Genomic DNA, 17778 nt, shown 5'->3' on the forward strand with positions numbered 1-17778 from the left:
GATTATTATTACAGCAAAAATAAAAAATCGCCTAATAAAGGCGAATTAAATCTGTTTGTTTTTTTATATTCTTAACTTCATTACATATTGCTTAACGTAAGATTCAATTCGTTTATTTTCATCACTTGGATTCTCGTAAATTCTCATGGCTACACTTAATGGCTTAAAAGAATTCATCTTGAATAACAATTTCTTCATTGTTTTAGTACTTAGCGTGCATTTAAATTCATTTAAATTAATTCTTCTATCAATATTTGGAAGAATGATTTCGATCTTTTGTTTCTGACTCACATCAGAGTTGTGTTTAAGAATTGCTCTAGGAATACTATTCTGTAACATAATATCTAATTTATCTCGATTCGGAACACTAATTTGTTCGGCTCCTTCCACCGCTATTTTAAGCCATTCGTAAAAATAATTGAGACATAGTTCAGATGTCACACGATTTATTACCCAGTGAAACATTTCTCTGTTATCATATATAGACAGATTGGTATGAGCAAAGAGCCTATTTTTGTAGTCATCTATGATGTCCTCTATAAGTTCAGTTGCAACAGTTATACCGGGTCTTCTTCTAGAAATAACTAGATTATTGTAAAAATGCTCTCTCCCTAATAAAGTTTGCTTCCAGAATACATATGCATAGGCATATGGACAAATGGGAGGAAACTCTTCATTTTCATTTTTTCTAAGTTCTTGAAGCATTAGTATACATTTAAGATGTTTTTTGATGAATTTCTTTCTAACATAATGATCTATAGTTTTGAAACATCTACAATTTTGCTTATATAAATCATTTTTAAATTCATCTCTATATGAGTAATCTTGAGTTGAGGTAACTTTCACATTAAAAAAACACTTAGATTGAATTTTAGGTTCCAGAGTAAAATGTTGGATTGAACTAACTAGAGGTGAAAAAAGCAATCGATTAGAATCATCTCTCTTCCCTTGTGCTATCCATTTAGAAACTGGAACATCCGCTATCTCTACCTTCATTTTCCATTGGGACCAAGGGGTGCTACCGATATCGGCTAGTTTAAATCCACACTTACAGGTAAATGGCTCGTTTAGTGCTAAATCGCTAAGTAGGAAAGGAATCCGATTCAAGCACTTTGGACACGAACTCAATAGTTTAATTTGATGAATCGGGCAACTATGAAACAACGAGAATTGATGTAACCAACTATGATATCCTCCTTTAATACATTCTGGACACCAATTTAGTGATTGAGGAAACCAAGTAGAAATAGGTTCTTGATAATACTCCACTGGCTTTAGAAGAGTTGATATTACAGATTTGTTGAGAACGGATAAATCTACTCCCAAATATTGTTTCAATGTGTTAAAATCAAATCCACTTAATTTAATTAGTTCTCTTCTAGAATCAGTCAAAACATTTTTTTAATCTTTTTTACTTCTGCATTACCCAGCGTTTTCAGAATTTCAGTGCGGTCTATATGATTGGCTAAACTTACTTTTTCAAATATTGACCAAGGTGACTCGTATTCATTCATCCATTCTTTGTACATTGACTCGAGCGCAGCGATATGGTACTCCTCCCCACGATGAGACCCAGCAAACAAAGCTGTCTCTCCCCCGGTCAGTTCATAGATTTCCGGAATCCGCCGCTTCAACACAGGGATAGCTTGAAAAGGCTTGGCCGCCGAGCGGAGAAAGGTCATATGTTCAGGATCGCCCGCCCGATGGACAACTTTCCCTCTCTCATCCACTACACAAATCGCTCCGTAGTGTACATTCTCAATTACTTCGCCTCTCAACTCATGAACCAGTTCAGTAAATTCCACCCAAAATTCCTCCTTATTTAAAGTCACATAGCACGTGCGACCGCCCGAAATGAACGGTTATGGCAGCGCAAAAAAACGGTTATAAAGCTTCTTCAATTCATTATCGAAAATATGTCTAGGAAATCCCCTTTTAGAATGACGATGTCGAGATTATCATGCACACGAATTTTGAATCAGGTTAGCAATATGATAAGGGAGTCGGCAACTCAAACAGCCTCTCCTCATTGGGTTTTAGTTAACGGAATAGCAAATTAGTATTTCTACACCCTAAAAGCTAGGGACAATTAACTGCAATTGGTGCTAAAAGAAAGAATAGGATAATCCCTTTAACCCATATTCTCTTTTAATAATTGGAGAAGATAGTTTCTTCGAATCTCGTAGAGACGGTGATTGATCATCTATCTGGGCTTATAGTGACGTCTACGGATTTATGCCTCTACGTGAATAGATTCATCATTACTGTAGTCAACGCCCATTGATTCAAGAATTTTCGCCTCAAGGTAATGGCCTATGCGAGCCTTTGCCATAACTGGAATGGAAACAACCTTCATAGACACCACCTTTTTGCATTTCTGCCATCCCTCTTTTAACCCGCTTTGTACCTGTCTTCATTTTTTGTCTCCAAATTTTTCTGAATTTTTGTATTCGACTCGCTTTAAGATTTTGAAGAGATTCCCCTGAACTAACAGTAGAGTCAATCTGCTAGGGGTTACATCCACATCAATAGTGATTAATTATTTCCATGATCTCTCTTCTAATCTTCCTGGCGCATATTCTCGTTCCAATAATATTCGTCCGGCAAATAACGCGGACCGAATACACTTGTCCCTACACGGATAATAGTAGCTCCTTCTTCAATAGACACTTTGAAATCTCCGGACATTCCCATTGAAAGGATATCCATTTCTACACGCGGAAACTTTTTCTCCTTTATTTGTGTTTGAATAGATTTTAATAATTGGAAATTAGTGCCGGGTTTCATCGTTTGTGGCATTTAGTTTACCAATCGTCATTAAGCCTTTTATGTTTAATGTTTCGAACTGAGACAATTGTTCCACCAATTCCAATGCCAATTCAGGCGGAGCACCAAATTTGCTTTCCTCGTAGGAGGTATTGATTTGTACCAGTATATTCATGGTCTTGTTCTCTTTGACGAGATAGTTATGCAACGCTTGTCCCAACTTCAAACGGTCCACAGAATGAATGAACGTGACATATTTGACAACATCCTTTATTTTATTCGTTTGCAGATGCCCGATAAAATGCCATTCTACCTGTTTGAACTGCTCCATAAGTGGAAATAACCAATTGTGTAACTTACTTCTTTGATTCCCCCCTTTCGCGGCGCCGACGTTACCGCTCAACTGCACATTAATTCCCGAATATCCAGTTGTCGCTTTACTTCGGCAAGTTGTTGACCCGTCAGTTTCTCCAAAATATTTCTCATCATGTGATTCTCCTAAAAAAATATTAAAAACCACATCCCAGAAAAAGAACGTGGCTCATTCACGCAGTAGCACCCCTTTTCTTAATGATCGAACGGATTCTGCTTTTTGGAGGCACGTTTCATTTGTTCTATCAATGGTTCCCATTAGGAGCTGTACACGGGTCAGCTAATTTACTCGGCCTCATAGCCAATAGAAAGCCGATTCCAACATTAATTTGATTAATGATGAAAATTAAGTCCGTATATCCTTTTTCCCCGTAGTGTTGCCGCACACGATCGTAAACTTGATCCGGAACACGTTTATGTGAAACAAGCGTGACATGTTCCGTAAGCTCTAATACCACTTTTTCTTCTTCAGAATAAAATATACATTCCTCCCAAGTACCTACACAATAAATGCGCTGTTCCGATTCACCTATTTTTTTGGCGTCGGCGGCATGCATATTTCAGCAGAATGCGCAGCCGTTGATTTGCGATGCTCTGGTTTTAATTAACTCAATAAGTTTTGCACTGATTTCTGTCTGCTTGATATAAGCTTCCATCTCATTATTATATTAAATGCTTCAGGCGCAATGTTGTAATAGTCTATTCTCTTGCCATAATTTATGTTCCTTCCGTATAATTATTATTTTAAGGTTAGCTACGCCGAGGTCTTTCGCACCGCAAACGAATGGCACAGTAAACTCATCTATACTGATATGATAAACTTCATCTGCGGGGGTTAACACTTCGCTTTCATCAATATAATCGCCCCCCCCCCCCATGATTCCAGTACTTTGGCCTCGACGTAATGTCCGATACAAATTTGGACCATTACCGGAATGGATATACCCTCATCACTTCTTCTACAATTGTTGGGTCAGCCATTCGAGCTACACCACCAGCGACTCGAAATCAGAAAGTACGCGCGTTTAAGCGCCATACCAGCCGTTGCCTCAGCAGCTTCCGCAATTTTAGCTTGTTCCGCTTCAGTCAGTTGATACTTCTTTTTTTTAATTTACCATGTATCAGTAGATGAGCTACCAAGCCTGCAATAAGTCCCCAAAATGCTCCGCCTACACCAAGTAAAGTTACATTTGCTGCTGTTGCCAAAAAAGTAATCAAGGCAGTCTCACGACCCTTGGGATCGGTCAACGCATTAGCAAGGCTACCGCCAATTGTTCCGATTAGAGCCAAGCCGGCTAGCGTTGCAATAAAGCTAGCGGGAAGAATCAAAAACAAAGCTGCCAATGTCACCCCGAAAATACCAACAATAATGTAAAAAACACCACAGGCAATGCCTGCAATATAACGCTTTGAAGAATCCTCATGTGCATCTTTCCCTGTACAAATTGCTGCTGTAATGGCTGCTACATTGAAAGCATGTGAACCAAATGGTGCTGTTATGAGAGAACCCAATCCCGTTACTGTCAAAATGGGATTTGCGCTCGTTTTAAATCCGTCATTTCGCAAGACAAGCATGCCGGGCATATATTGCCCAGTCAAGGTAATAATAAACAAAGGCAGTGCTACACCCAATACTGCATGTAGCGAAAACTCCGGAAAGACAAAAACAGGTGATGCAACTGCTAAGCTAACGGAGCTGAAATCTACTTTTCCCAAACTAACTAAATAAATGAGTCCGATGACCAAAATACCTACAATTGCATACCGGGACGTAAAGCGCCTTAACAAGATGTAGGCGACAAACAATGTAACAACAAGCAGAGGATCTATTTTTGCTCCTTCAAAGGCTGAAATGCCAAACTGCAATAGAATGCCTGCCAATAAACCTGAAGCGATACCTGGAGGAATAATCCGGACAAAACGTTCAAACATACCAGAGAGCCCTAAAACAATAAAACCTGCTGCAGAAATCATGTAAGCACCGATAGCCTCAGGATAAGGTGTGACCGCCAACGCCGAAACAAGAAATGCAACACCTGGTGTCGACCAAGCTGTAATGATGGGCTCTCGATACCGATAACTCAGCCAAATCCCGGTTACACCAACGCCTATAGAAATGGACCAAATCCACGACGCCGTCATTTCGGGGCTTAAACCGGCAACTTTCGCTGCCTGGAATACCAGAATAAAAGTACCCCCGTAGTTGACAATAACTGAAATTAAAGCGGCTATGGTGGGCGATATGAAATCTCGGCCACGAAGTGAATGGGATTTCTCGTTCATTTGTGTTCTCCTACCTCTCTCTTAATCATTCCCATGCATGTTTTCTTTCTAATAATACCCATCTGATAAATAGCTTTGTCCCGAACATTTGTTCCTACTCGAGCGTAGCACCTTTTTCAATAGCTACTTTGTAATCGCCAGACATCCCCATTGAAAGAGTGTCCGTACCACATGGGATAGTTTTTCTCTTTATTTGTGCTTAGATATTCTTTAACAATCGAAAACAATGTCTTGTTTCTTCGTTTATAGCGTTTAGCTTTCCAATTGTCATTAGGTCTTTTATGTGTAGCGTTTCGAATTAGGACAGTTGCTTTACCAACTCCAGCGCCGTTTCCGGAGGGGCTCCAAATTTACTTTCCTAGTGAGAAAAATTAATTTGAACCAAAATATCCATGGTTTTCTTCTCTTTAGTGAGCTGATGATGCAACGCTTGTCCCAACTTCAGGCGAACTATAGAATGGATAAGTATTACATTTTTCACAACATCTTTTACTTTGTTCATTTGTAAGTGACCAATAAAATGCCATTCGACCTGTTTATCTTGCTCAGTGAGGGAAAATTTGTCTCATAGTTTTTATGCTTTATTTCACTGAACAACTACTGGCAAATGCAAAATATTAGTTTTTGGTTTTATTCCCAGCCATCCCTATCACAACAGTTTATTAAAGATCAAACCCGTAACAATATAGGTATTTATAGAATTTGAATTGAGCACGAGTATAACAGCTCATGGATAGTTATAAACGCTCCAAATAAGAACTTTAGACCTATCCAATTTATAATTAAAATTTTTGAATTAGAATGACTCCTCCAACCACTAAAAGTGATCCTACTAATCGAGGAAAGCTAAGAGTGTGCGTATTTGCACCAATCAAGCCAAAGTGATCAATTAAAATAGAGGCAATCACCTGCCCTGCCAAAATATAGCCAACTGTGGAAGCGGCACCTATTTTAGGCATAAGAATAGTGGTTGCCAACACATAAGAAGCCCCCAGCAATCCCCCCGTCCACATCCACCAAGGTGCTTCAAACCATTCTTTTTTAATATAAATTCCCTTTCCAAATAACGACACGATAATTAAAACTACGGCTCCAACCACGAAAGAAATGGCAGAAGCTATAATAGGCGAGCCCACTACAGTTCGTAATTGCGAATTAACGCTAAATTGGGTAGGAAGAGCCATCCCAGCCAATATTGCAAATAACATTAACAAAATAGCCAATCCAGTAACCTCCTTAATTTTGTGATTTTTATGTTTGATGCTTCTTCGGGCTAGAAAACCTTCACATTCTTCAATGGTCACAAATCAGAGCCGATTAAATCGACTGCTATACCTTCCCGAAAAAGCATTAAAAAAAACGAAACTAATAACATACTTAAAAAGAAAAACTAACTCTATCAGGATAATGAATAAAGTTTTCAAAGCTAGAATCGATAATAAGGAGAACAATACCGCCAAAGAATATTTGAAAGGTGAAAGTATATCTCAAACCTTTATAAGCAAAAATTATAACACTTATAAACAAATGACATAAATTCCAAAACCATACCAAATTGGAATTTTCCGAACTGATTTCAAAAAAATAAATATATACCTATTTAGTTAAATTAAGACTTCTTCATTTTAGAAGCGCCACCCCGATTAAAACTAGGAATCAATGATAGTTTATCTATTATTGGAGGGGATTCAAACATCCATAAGCTACTAATTAGATCAGTCCATAATTAAAATAAAATAGTTGCACAATTTTTTTGTCGAATAGGTAAAGAAAACTTGTGAATTGAGGTGTAAAAAATTCTGAGTGAAAACGGTTACGAAGGCCGCTTTCAGATTGCCATTCACTGAAGACCTTCGCCATACCGAGCAGAACAAAAAAATCTATGCCAAATGCAAGGAAACGATTGAACGCATATTTGCAGCTCTATAGGAAAAGCATGGCATGCGATGGACGACCTTACGAGGGCTAAGAAAGGTGTCCATCGCATGCCATGCTCGTTTATGCATGTATGAATCTCAAAAAATGGTCACCTGGCTATGGGGGTCAGGTGGTTCAAAACACAAATTAGGCATATTTTTGCTCGTCCTTGCTAAAAAACAAGACAAACTCCTAAGTTTTATTCGAAACAAAGGGGTTTGTCTGGACTCTGACTCTGCTTTCAACGACAGAGGTTCTCCATTACTATATAAGAGGTAAGGATTAAGACAAACGATTGCTGTAATCTTCATATTTGAATTGACGTATTACATTGATACCTTGCTCTTCATTATATGTTACAATCGAAGGAAGATTCATACCATTAAACATATGATTTTTAACCATTGTATAGTGGGCCATATCCAAAAAGACCAATCTATCACCCACTTGCAGCGGTTTCTCAAAAGAATAATCGCCGATCACGTCACCAGCCAGACAAGTCATACCACCCAAACGGTAAGTGTATGCCTTCTCTTCAGGCTGTCCAGCGCCCATAATTTGCGGACGATAAGGCATCGCAAGGACATCCGGCATATGGCATTCCGCAGAAGTATCCAAAATGGCGATTTCTATACCATTGGTGACGATATCAAGAACAGTTGCTACCAGGTAACCCGTGTTCAGGGCGATTGCTTCACCTGGCTCCAGGTAGACTTCAACCTTGTACGTTTCCTTCAAATGGTTAATAATACGAATGAGAGCTTCAATATCATAATCCGGTCTTGTGATATGATGACCGCCACCTAGGTTCAGCCACTTCATCTTATGAATATACTCGCCGAATTTATCTTCTACGACCTCGATTGTACGCTCCAATGTATCAGAATTCTGTTCACACATACTGTGAAAGTGAATACCGTCTACACCATCCAGTTCATCCGGCTTGAAGTTAGCCAGTGTGATGCCAAGACGGGAATGAGCATAACAAGGATCATATAGAGCGGTCTCTGTCTCTGAATATTCAGGGTTTACCCGCAGACCTATCTCGATGTTTTTATCTTTCACATTCTTCACTTTGTCTTTGAACTTCTTCAATTGGTCAAAGGAGTTAAAGACTATATGATCTACATAACTAAGCATCTCATCAATTTCATGATCGCTGTAAGCTGGTTGGTATGCGTGAACTTCCTTTCCCATTTTCTCAAAGCCGAGACGAGCCTCAAACAGAGAACTGGATGTTACCCCTTTAAGATACTCTCCTACGAGAGGGAATGTGGACCACATTGAGAATCCTTTAAGAGCGAGTAGGATACTGGCTCCCGTACGTTTTTGTACTGAATCCAGTACTTCCAAATTACGCTTCAGCAGTCTCTCGTCAACGATGCAACTTGGTGAAGGCATCTGAGTGTTATTAAAATCTATCTTTGTCATATTACACCTCTAACAAGCTGCACTGGCGAGAATCCCTCTCACCGAGGCAAACTGTATCTATTTTATGTTTCAATGAATGGGTGGGGATTTTATCTTTAAGCATTTTAAAACAACGTAGAAATATTGATACCGTTATCACAGAGTGAAGGTTCCATCATACCTGATAAGGCCTCAAGGAACTTCAACTGAACAATTTGGACATGGCGTTCTCAAACAATGTTCATTTCTCTTCATTGTCTGTGCTAGACGAATTCCAATCTTGCTTGTGATAATGTAATTCATAACTAACCGCCTCAGTAACTTGGTAAATCTTCATCTCCCTAATTTTTTCATTAAATGAACTCTCACCCTCACGAATATTTGTATGCACTATGATTTGTTGATCCTACAAATTGATTAAGCGCGAATGAACCACGTATTGCTTCAGTTATAAACAACTTTGCGGTCCTTACCGCTTCTATAACAGACTTCCCTTTTGCCAGCTCTGCAGTAATTGCTGCAGAGTAAGTACAACCTGCCCCATGTATATGACTGGTTTGAAATCTTTCTGACTGTATAAATTCAAAATTTTCCCCATCATATAATAAGTCTAAGGCTGTCTCATGCTCTAAGCGGCTTCCACCTTTAACTAAAACATATTTTGGGCCTAAATCGTAAATAATCTTTGCGGCCTTTTTCATCCCCTCGATAGATTTAATCGGTTCCATCATACTTAAATGTGCTGCTTCAAGTAGATTGGGTGTAACAATTGTAGCTTTTGGTATGAGTGATTCACGTAAACTAACTATTGTTTCAGGATATATCACTTCAGTTACACCTTTACAAATTAGAACAGGATCTACAATAACATTATCCAATTGATATTGTTCTATTACATCGGAAACAAGTTCAATTAATTGGACTGACCCAAGCATTCCGGTTTTTAATGCCTCTACACCAATTCCTTCTAAAATTGTTCTTAATTGTTCTTTTACAGTCATGATTCCTAATGGGAGTATATTATGTTTCCAATGTTCATTTGGATCCATCGTAACAATTGTCGTTAGTGCAGTCATTCCATATACATCGAGCTCTTGAAATGTTTTTAAATCGGCTTGAATACCGGCACCTCCACTACTATCCGAACCTGCTATAGTCAAAACTTTGTATTTTTCCAAAATCAAACACTCCTACTATACTTTTAATGATAATATTTACATCCATATTTTATTAATTAATAGTACCGTTTGATAACCTATATGGTCCTCAAACTGAAGCTAAACTCCCTCCCTCCAGTAATCACTCGTCCATATTCGAACCTGTGTGTCACGGAGATTGTCCATGAAGTCAGCATTGAACTTGAAGAGAAGAATCATCTATATTTATACCAGCTTCTTTCATTTTTCTTTCACCTTCATCTTCAATAAATTCTTTCAGTTGAGATAGAACAGGATCAAAATCAATATGCCTTCCTAGCATAAACGTCATTTTATACTCAATGGGCAGCCATGTTTCAATAGGTGCTGCATTATGTTGTAATTGAGCTTCCAGTTTATCCAAAGCATTTGCAACCTTTGCTTCGTACGTCTCTTTCCCCTCAAATTCAAACCATAAATCATAAAATTGCTGTCCATTTTTATCACTTAAGATCTCACGTATTTTTTCAATAGCTTGGATTTCATTTTGTTTTTTATTTGACCTCATTTCAGGGCTATTCATCGTTTTAAATGCAGGAATGTCCGTTGCATAGATTTCCACTAAGTCATGAATAATTAACATTTTTATAAGTTTCTCTCCATTCACCTTCTTAGGCAGGTAAGGCTCAATTGTCATAGCCATCAAGGTAGTTAGCCAAGTGTGTTCTGCGACACTCTCTCTACGTCCATTCGACAACCAACTATGACGAAGCTCTGTTTTGAGTTTCTCCCCTAATTTGGCCATTTTCAATACATTTATTATTGAATTCAAAATATCACTCCTTCTGTTTCCAGGATATTTACGAAGCAACCTAGATTTTTATAATATTCGATATTCTCTGTACAAAGATCATCATTATCGAGGCTATTGATAGAAGGTGCTTTTAAGTCTTCTTTCTGTCTATCTGTTGAATTAAAAAAGCACTTCAATATATGAAGTGAACCACTGAATTTGTAAGATAGCTTTTCGTCTTCCGAGATAAAGGTACTTGATTAAGAGGCGCTACCTAGATTCGAACTAGGGATCAAGCTTTTGCAGAGCTTGGCCTTACCACTTGGCTATAGCGCCATCAATAAGGTAACTTTTTTAGTTACACAGATAATGATTATTTTAATAAATATGATACCTATTAATTGGATTCATTTAAATATCCATAAACGATACTTTTATCCAATCCATAAATATTGTAGTGTTGTCCCTTTATACTTTCTATAACTCAAAATATTTAGAGACAACTACCTCCAATAAAAAGAATTGTTACTTAATTTTGATAGTTCTTTCGCACCAAAATCCGAACATTATTTATGCAATTCTTGACGTAAAGTTGAGAATACTATAGAACTGATAGCTGGAGAAATTGGAGAAACTACACAGTCAGCAAATTCGTTTACTTGAACACGAGGTCGGTATGTCTCCTTTAATCGGTTTGAAAATTCTTACCGAAGTAGGGCGAGCTTTACTACATTATTGCTATAATATGTTTCATGAACTCTCACAGGCACGCACAGTAATCATGAACTGCAAAGCTTAATAACAGATTCTAGATATATCGCGATGAAAGCCACGCTATTACATCCGATGCATTTCGTTCAGGTTGAAGGACTCGATAGAACACATGTTCAATTTTCCCGTTATTGATAATTAGAGTCAGTCTTTTGATTAAGATCATCCCTCCCACTACAAATAGTGGTAGTACAAGAGCTCGTGAAAAGGAGAACGAACTGTCTGATAGTAGAGGAAAAGGCAAATGAAGCCGCTCAACGACCTCTTTTTGGTAGTCTGTAGCTTGAGTAGAAAGACCAAACAACCTCTCAGTACCCACTTCCTTCAGTTCGGCGAAATGATCGCGAAATGCGCAGGACTGCGGACCATCAGTTGCAGCCAAAGTAAAATTGGGGATCTGTAAGCCACAAAGATGCGCTGTCTTCCCATCATCCTCCGGCATGGCTAGATGCCCGGACTCAAATACTTTTTCACCCATTGCGATTTCTCTCCCCTCTATTACAATCTAGTAAAAATGTTTATAAACGACAACTTAAGGAAGAAACTCTCTTTGTAACCAATATAGGGAGGTATACGTTACTTATGATAATGTTTGAAAAATACAGATTACTCGGACTCTTCCGTTATCTTTACAGAATGCCAGTCAATCCTCCTTATATGGATTCCTTATTCACAACCCAATAACGGAATATATAGTAAGTAACGAATTCTCGTCTTATTCCATTTCCTTAAAGTAGTCTTTCGTTTTGTTCAAGGCAAAAAGAAACTTCTCTACCTCCGCTTCTGTATTATATAAATAGAAGCTGGCACGAGCTGTAGCACTAGCTCCAAAATGTCTCATCAATGGTTGGCAGCAATGATGCCCAGCACGAATCGCTACGCCATACGTGTCTAGAACCGTAGCCAGATCATGCGGATGAATTTTGCCCAGGTTAAACGTCACCAAGCCAAGCCGTCCTTCCTCAGGGCCATAGATCTTCAAATTTTCAATTTGCTTCATTCGTTGTACCGCATAGCTGGTCAGTTGTTTGTCATGTGCTTCGATGACATCCAATCCGATTTGCTCAAGAAAATCAATGGCGGCACCCAAGCCAATTGCGCTTGCGATAATAGGGGTCCCCCCTTCAAATTTCCATGGGAGTTCCTTCCAAGACGAATCGTACAGACCTACATCCGCGATCATCTCTCCGCCAAATTCAATCGGCTCCATTTGATCAAGATAAGCCTTTTTACCATACAACACTCCTATGCCCGTTGGCCCACACATTTTATGTCCCGAGAAGGCATAAAAGTCACAATCCAACTCTTGGACATCCACCTTGATATGCGAGATGCTCTGGGCTCCATCTACCATGACAACTGCCCCGTGCTTATGAGCGATTGTTGCGATTTGCTTCACTGGATTGGTAACACCCAGTACATTAGAAATGTGTGAAACAGACACCATTTTCGTACGATCCGTAATCACGTTCTCTAGATCTTCTATTGAAAATGTTCCATCAGCTTGTAATGGGATATATTTCAACTCTGCACCTGTTGCCTTTGCCGCTTGCTGCCAAGGAAGGAGATTGCTATGATGCTCCATAGCAGAGACAACTATCTCATCACCTTCTTTGCATATCGCTCGTATGTAGCTGCTGGCGACGAGGTTAATGGATGAAGTTGTCCCACGTGTGAAAATAATTTCTTCAACCCGTTCTGAATGGATAAAATGGGCTATTTTAGCTCGCGCTCCTTCATAAGCTTCTGTTGCACGTGATCCTAACGTATGAACACCACGATGAACATTCGCATTATCTTGTTCATAATAGCGTTTTAAGGTTTCTATCACCTCAGTCGGTTTTTGTGCTGATGCTGCGCTATCCAGGTAGACAAGCGGATAACCATTAACTGTTTGACTCAATATAGGAAAAAGTTTTCTTATGCTAGAAGTATCCAAAATCATCATCCTTTATAGCTGGTTTTGGTTAATACAAGATAATGAGCTCTGATCGTCCTTTTGATATCCCCGTCGTAATGAAGTGCCAAAACGAAACTCATTTCGTATAATGTAGGGGCAGTAAATTACCAAACTTCAGCACACCTGTATATATGCCTTAAAGAACTGCGTATTTTATGGCAGTGTCGGGTCTCCTCATTAGCCGCATTCAGATTGTCAATCATCATTAAACCAATTATATTTAAAGTTTAAAGTTTCAAACTGGGGCTGTTGTTCTATCAACTCCAGTACGCTCCTCTTCTTCCTCGCCACGCTCGTCAAAGGAGATTTCTCTTACGCGCTTGATTTCCCGTATCGCGAGTAAAGACTCTATCACGTTCTTTGATGCTTTTTTATCGATTTTTAAGATCATGACTGCTGAACCGCCAACTTTATTTCTCCCCACTTGCATTGTGGCAATATTTATACCGCTATCTCCAAGCAATGTTCCCACCTGTCCAATGATTCCTGGCATATCTTGCTGTGAAATCAATAAAACATGTCCTTCAGGTAGAAGCTCAACTGGATACGGACCAATTCGGACAAGACGTTCCCCAACACCGGACAGTGATGTTCCTGTCACCCATCTTTCCTCGATAGTCGTTTTAAGTCGAATGGTTATCTCACAGGATGCGTTCTGGACGAACAACGATTTTCCTACTGTAAGGCGAATATCACGAAGCTTCGCCAAATGAATAGCATTGACGATATTGACCTGTTCCGCGCCGAGATGATGAGATAGTATCCCCATGAGCACATAAGGGATAAGCGGAGATGTGTCTAGATTCGCAAGTTCGCCTGCACATTCCACCGTGACTTCTCTTATCGCTCCGTCCGTCATCTGAACAAGCGATTTCCCCAGTTGTTCGCACAATCTGAACCAAGGCTGTAATTGGTTTAGCAGGTCGGATGAAACGGTCGGTATATTAACTGCATTTTTATAGGGTTCCTGTCGCAGGATATGAATTACTTGTTCAGAGACATCAACAGCTACGTTTTCTTGCGCTTCCAAAGTAGACGCACCCAAGTGCGGAGTAACGATGATTTTGGGATGCCTTAAGAATGGGTGATCCGGTGCCGGAGGTTCATGTTCAAATACATCGAAAGCAGCGCCTGCCACAATCCCTTCATCGATTGCTTTAACAAGAGCCGCCTCGTCAATAATTCCCCCGCGCGCGCAGTTGATGATTCGCACTCCCCGCTTCATGACTTCGAACTGTGTCCATGCAATCATATGATGCGTCTCTTTTGTCATTGGCGTATGCACAGTAATAAAATCGGCAATACGGATAATTGCGTCTACAGTCGCCGGCTCGATCCCCAGTTTACTCGCCCTTTCATCCGTTAAAAAGGGATCGTAGCCGATAACTGTCATGCCAAACGCCGCAGCGCGTTTAGCTACTTCAATCCCGATGCGCCCAAGTCCAAGCACGCCAAGTGTCTTATTTCGCAATTCAACACCAAGAAATGATTTGCGGTCCCATTGTCCAGCAACGGTTTTGGTATAGGCTTGCGGAATATGCCGCGCGAGTGACATCATCATCGCAAAAGTATGCTCGCACGTCGTGATTGTATTACCGTCAGGTGCATTGACTACGACAATACCTTGGTTTGTCGCGGCATCCAGATCAATGTTATCCACCCCAACTCCAGCTCTACCTATGACTTTCAAACGAACGCCTGCCTCTATAATGCGCTTGGTCACTTTTGTTTGAGAACGAACGAGCAGTGCATCATAGGAATGAATGATAGAAATAAGCTCCTTTTCGCTCATCCCCGTTATTTCGACGACCTCCACGTCTTCAGCATGCTTCAACTGCTGCAATCCAAAATCGCTTATTGGATCTGATACAAGAACTTTAAACATGACCTTCGCCTCCCTCTCTATCCGAAAACTGCAAGATATAAATGCGGTCTTGTAGTTTGTAAACCACTTGTTAAGAAACATAACGATAGTTTAGCAAGGTATGGTTTGTATAGATATATCCAAAATCGATATATTCAAGCACTCCATAAATAACCAAAAAAATCACCAAGATTGCTCGAATTTATTTTAGTTGTAAAGGGATACAACTTGATTTTAGTTCGAAAATTCATTTTAAATATTGTATAAAAATAAAAACAAACGGCTCAAAGTATCAACATAGCCGTTTGTTTTTACGCTAAATCATAAAACCATTATATATTTAAGGTTGTTAGTTATAGCTAAAGAACTATTTTGTTTGAACTAGAAATTATGATGGAGGCGCCACCCAGATTCGAACTAGGGATCAAGCCTTTGCAGAGCTCAGCCTTACCACTTGGCTATGGCGCCATCAATAAAAATATTTAAAGATACTGCCCTCACTTCTCATGATATTTGATCACTTGCTATGTTTATAATATATCTATTAATGGGTGGAAGTGAAACATCCAAAAACTAATAATCTGCTCAATCCATAAATTCGACATAACCGTTGCATATTTTTTATATTTATTTCAAATTGAAAAAGAACTGCCGATACAGATACGGCAGTTCTTTCCTTCAAAGCTTCAACACTTTAAAGGCCACTGTATAAAGGAAATTGAGAAGTGATTTCTCGAATTTGCCCTACAATTTGTCCTTTAATCGTTGAGTCCTTGGGATTTTTTAAAGCAAGCCCAATAAGCCGCGCAATTTCTTTCATTTCTATACGTCCTAGTCCCCTAGATGTCATAGCAGGAGTTCCAAAACGAATGCCGCTCGTTACTAGCGGGCTGACAGTATCATAAGGAATGGAGTTTTTATTCGCAGTGATTCCTAAATTATCAAGTATGGTTTGTGCTTCTTGCCCTGTCATTCCAATAGTACGCAAATCAACTAATACAATATGATTATCCGTTCCTCCTGTAACAACAGATAACCCCTCGTTAATTAACGAATCTGCCAATACTTTGGCATTGTCAAGAACCTTTTCTATATAAGTTACAAAATCCTGCTGCATAGCTTCTCCCAGTGCAACTGCTTTTGCTGCAATGACATGCATAAATGGACCACCTTGTGTTCCAGGAAATATGGCTTTATCAATCACCTGAGCCCAAGGTTCCCTACACATAATCATCCCCCCTCTTGGTCCTCTCAAGGTTTTGTGCGTAGTTTGTTGTTACGAAGTGGGCATTGGGTACTGGGTTAGGATGTAAGCCTGCTGCAACAATTCCAGCGATATGTGCCATATCTACTAAAACAAGAGCTCCAACTTCATTGGCGATCTGAGCGAATATCTCAAATTCAATCACTCTTGGATAGGCACTTGCTCCTACTACAATCATACGTGGCCGATGCTTATGTGCGAGTTTTCGCACTTGATCAAAGTCGATACGTTCCGTTTTTTGATCAACACCATAAGAAACAAAATTATAGATTTCTCCAGAAAAATTTACTGGACTTCCATGTGTAAGATGTCCACCATGAGATAAATTCATGCCTAGAATTGTGTCACCTGGTTTCACTGAAGCGAAATAGACGCCTGTGCACCAGAATGAGGCTGCACATTGACATGCTCTGCACCAAAAAGCTCCTTGGCGCGATGAATAGCAAGTTTCTCAACCAGATCGACGTATTCACATCCACCATAATATCTTGCCCCTGGGTATCCTTCCGCGTACTTATTGGTCAAGACGGTCCCCGTCGCCTCCATAACTGCTTGACTAACAAAATTTTCAGAAGCAATCAATTCTATTTTATTTTGCTGCCTAAAAAGCTCTTGATTGATAGCATCGGCTACCAGTTTATCTTGACGACCCAGCTTATTCATGAACATCTTCCTCTCAATTTATATCATCAATATTGTAATAAGAACGATTCAGCATTTGTTATTTCCTACGTTTGATCATAAAACCATTATCAATTAGGTCGAAGCCGATTTTAGGATAATATGTCATTGCGCTCGGTGCAGCTAATAAGATTAAAGCAACACTTTCTCCTATTTCTTCTTGAGTCTTGGCAACTAGATTTCGACCCACTCCAGATTTTTGAAAGGTTTGATCAACAGCTAAATCTGACAGATAGCAGCAAAAACTCCAATCTGTTAATCCACGAGCTATCCCGATCATCTTATTCCCATGCCATGCCGAGAGGAGAATATCTGCATTACTTATCATCATCTGGATTCTTTCGGGTTGATCAATCGGACGAACAATTCCACTTGTTCTGAATACCCGAATCACATCCTCAACGCTCACATCTTTATGATTTTTATAAGTGATATCCAACCTGCTTATCTCCTTTTGATTTACAAATGAGTTACTTTTATGACTTCTTTGTTCCTTCCGCTTTTGAGCGCTGAATCATCTTAATGAAATACAAATATAGAGATATATCGTTAGTTAATTAC

At 39.4% G+C, this 17778-nt stretch carries 11 protein-coding genes, 2 tRNA genes and 8 pseudogenes; 2 read left to right on the top strand and 19 right to left on the bottom strand.

What is annotated here, in order from left to right; all coding sequences use genetic code 11:
* Positions 1-63 precede the first annotated feature (63 nt).
* The 9 genes and pseudogenes from NLX78_RS22155 to NLX78_RS22195 form a co-directional block, all read right to left on the bottom strand.
* Positions 64-1392: a TniQ family protein gene (locus NLX78_RS22155; protein ID WP_254351517.1), complete on the bottom strand. Its 1329-nt coding sequence runs from the start codon at positions 1390-1392 to the stop codon at positions 64-66.
* A 125-nt stretch (positions 1393-1517) separates the two neighbouring features.
* Positions 1518-1805: pseudogene (locus NLX78_RS22160) on the bottom strand (asparaginase); the annotation flags it as partial.
* A gap of 443 nt (positions 1806-2248) precedes the next feature.
* Positions 2249-2417 (bottom strand): annotated as a pseudogene (locus tag NLX78_RS22165) (pyridoxal 5'-phosphate synthase lyase subunit PdxS); the annotation flags it as partial.
* 142 nt (positions 2418-2559) lie between these two features.
* Positions 2560-3109: pseudogene (locus tag NLX78_RS22170) on the bottom strand (YggS family pyridoxal phosphate-dependent enzyme); the annotation flags it as partial.
* Between the two features lie 314 nt (positions 3110-3423).
* Positions 3424-3799 (bottom strand): annotated as a pseudogene (locus NLX78_RS22175) (carboxymuconolactone decarboxylase family protein).
* 79 nt (positions 3800-3878) lie between these two features.
* Positions 3879-4249, bottom strand: a pseudogene (locus NLX78_RS22180) (beta/alpha barrel domain-containing protein); the annotation flags it as partial.
* Positions 4225-5421 carry a benzoate/H(+) symporter BenE family transporter gene (locus NLX78_RS22185; RefSeq protein ID WP_254330679.1) on the bottom strand — a complete coding sequence of 399 codons (1197 nt, stop codon included), beginning with the start codon at positions 5419-5421 and terminating at the stop codon, positions 4225-4227. The pseudogene NLX78_RS22180 and the gene NLX78_RS22185, both read right to left, overlap by 25 nt.
* A 358-nt stretch (positions 5422-5779) precedes the next feature.
* A complete protein-coding gene (locus NLX78_RS26790; protein ID WP_322197581.1) occupies positions 5780-5923 on the bottom strand; it encodes a hypothetical protein in 144 nt (47 codons plus the stop codon).
* Positions 5924-6203: 280 nt separating this feature from the next.
* A complete protein-coding gene (locus NLX78_RS22195) occupies positions 6204-6644 on the bottom strand; it encodes a DMT family transporter (protein WP_254330681.1) in 441 nt (146 codons plus the stop codon).
* A 622-nt stretch (positions 6645-7266) separates the two neighbouring features.
* Here NLX78_RS22195 and NLX78_RS26920 point away from each other — a divergent pair.
* Positions 7267-7617 (top strand): annotated as a pseudogene (locus NLX78_RS26920) (transposase); the annotation flags it as partial.
* A gap of 3 nt (positions 7618-7620) precedes the next feature.
* Here NLX78_RS26920 and nspC read toward each other — a convergent pair.
* From nspC to NLX78_RS22215, 4 genes are all read right to left on the bottom strand, one after another.
* On the bottom strand, positions 7621-8769 hold the full coding sequence (nspC, locus tag NLX78_RS22200; protein ID WP_254351518.1) for a carboxynorspermidine decarboxylase: 1149 nt from the start codon (positions 8767-8769) through the stop codon (positions 7621-7623).
* A gap of 350 nt (positions 8770-9119) precedes the next feature.
* Complete coding sequence (pdxK, locus tag NLX78_RS22205; RefSeq protein WP_254330685.1) at positions 9120-9926, bottom strand: pyridoxine/pyridoxal/pyridoxamine kinase; 807 nt, start codon at positions 9924-9926, stop codon at positions 9120-9122.
* Positions 9927-10095: 169 nt separating this feature from the next.
* Complete coding sequence (locus NLX78_RS22210; RefSeq protein WP_254351537.1) at positions 10096-10689, bottom strand: HD domain-containing protein; 594 nt, start codon at positions 10687-10689, stop codon at positions 10096-10098.
* 253 nt (positions 10690-10942) lie between these two features.
* A tRNA-Cys gene (locus NLX78_RS22215) sits at positions 10943-11013 on the bottom strand.
* 304 nt (positions 11014-11317) lie between these two features.
* On the opposite strand from NLX78_RS22215, the pseudogene NLX78_RS22220 reads away from it, so the two are divergent.
* Positions 11318-11458: pseudogene (locus NLX78_RS22220) on the top strand (LysR family transcriptional regulator); the annotation flags it as partial.
* A gap of 27 nt (positions 11459-11485) precedes the next feature.
* On the opposite strand, the gene NLX78_RS22225 reads toward NLX78_RS22220, so the two are convergent.
* The 6 genes and pseudogenes from NLX78_RS22225 to NLX78_RS22250 form a co-directional block, all read right to left on the bottom strand.
* Positions 11486-11926 (bottom strand): redoxin family protein, encoded by a 441-nt coding sequence (locus NLX78_RS22225; protein ID WP_254351519.1) that lies wholly within the window; start codon positions 11924-11926, stop codon positions 11486-11488.
* Positions 11927-12163: 237 nt separating this feature from the next.
* On the bottom strand, positions 12164-13387 hold the full coding sequence (locus NLX78_RS22230) for a cysteine desulfurase (protein ID WP_254351520.1): 1224 nt from the start codon (positions 13385-13387) through the stop codon (positions 12164-12166).
* A 256-nt stretch (positions 13388-13643) separates the two neighbouring features.
* Positions 13644-15293, bottom strand: a complete 1650-nt coding sequence (gene serA, locus NLX78_RS22235) for a phosphoglycerate dehydrogenase (RefSeq protein WP_254351521.1) — start codon at positions 15291-15293, stop codon at positions 13644-13646.
* Between the two features lie 373 nt (positions 15294-15666).
* A tRNA-Cys gene (locus NLX78_RS22240) sits at positions 15667-15740 on the bottom strand.
* Between the two features lie 226 nt (positions 15741-15966).
* Positions 15967-17199, bottom strand: a pseudogene (locus NLX78_RS22245) (serine hydroxymethyltransferase).
* Positions 17200-17257: 58 nt separating this feature from the next.
* Positions 17258-17656 (bottom strand): GNAT family N-acetyltransferase, encoded by a 399-nt coding sequence (locus NLX78_RS22250; protein ID WP_254351522.1) that lies wholly within the window; start codon positions 17654-17656, stop codon positions 17258-17260.
* Between the last annotated feature and the right edge of the window lie 122 nt (positions 17657-17778).

The organism is Paenibacillus sp. Lou8.1 (assembly GCF_024213565.1).
Lineage (GTDB): Bacteria > Bacillota > Bacilli > Paenibacillales > Paenibacillaceae > Paenibacillus > Paenibacillus polymyxa_B.

Coding starts and splice junctions, on each gene's coding strand:
- NLX78_RS22185 (WP_254330679.1), bottom strand. CDS start 5,421: ATGAACGAGAAATCCCATTCACTTCGTGGCCGAGATTTCATATCGCCC.
- NLX78_RS26790 (WP_322197581.1), bottom strand. CDS start 5,923: ATGAACAAAGTAAAAGATGTTGTGAAAAATGTAATACTTATCCATTCT.
- nspC (WP_254351518.1), bottom strand. CDS start 8,769: ATGACAAAGATAGATTTTAATAACACTCAGATGCCTTCACCAAGTTGC.
- NLX78_RS22210 (WP_254351537.1), bottom strand. CDS start 10,689: ATGGCCAAATTAGGGGAGAAACTCAAAACAGAGCTTCGTCATAGTTGG.
- NLX78_RS22225 (WP_254351519.1), bottom strand. CDS start 11,926: ATGGGTGAAAAAGTATTTGAGTCCGGGCATCTAGCCATGCCGGAGGAT.
- serA (WP_254351521.1), bottom strand. CDS start 15,293: ATGTTTAAAGTTCTTGTATCAGATCCAATAAGCGATTTTGGATTGCAG.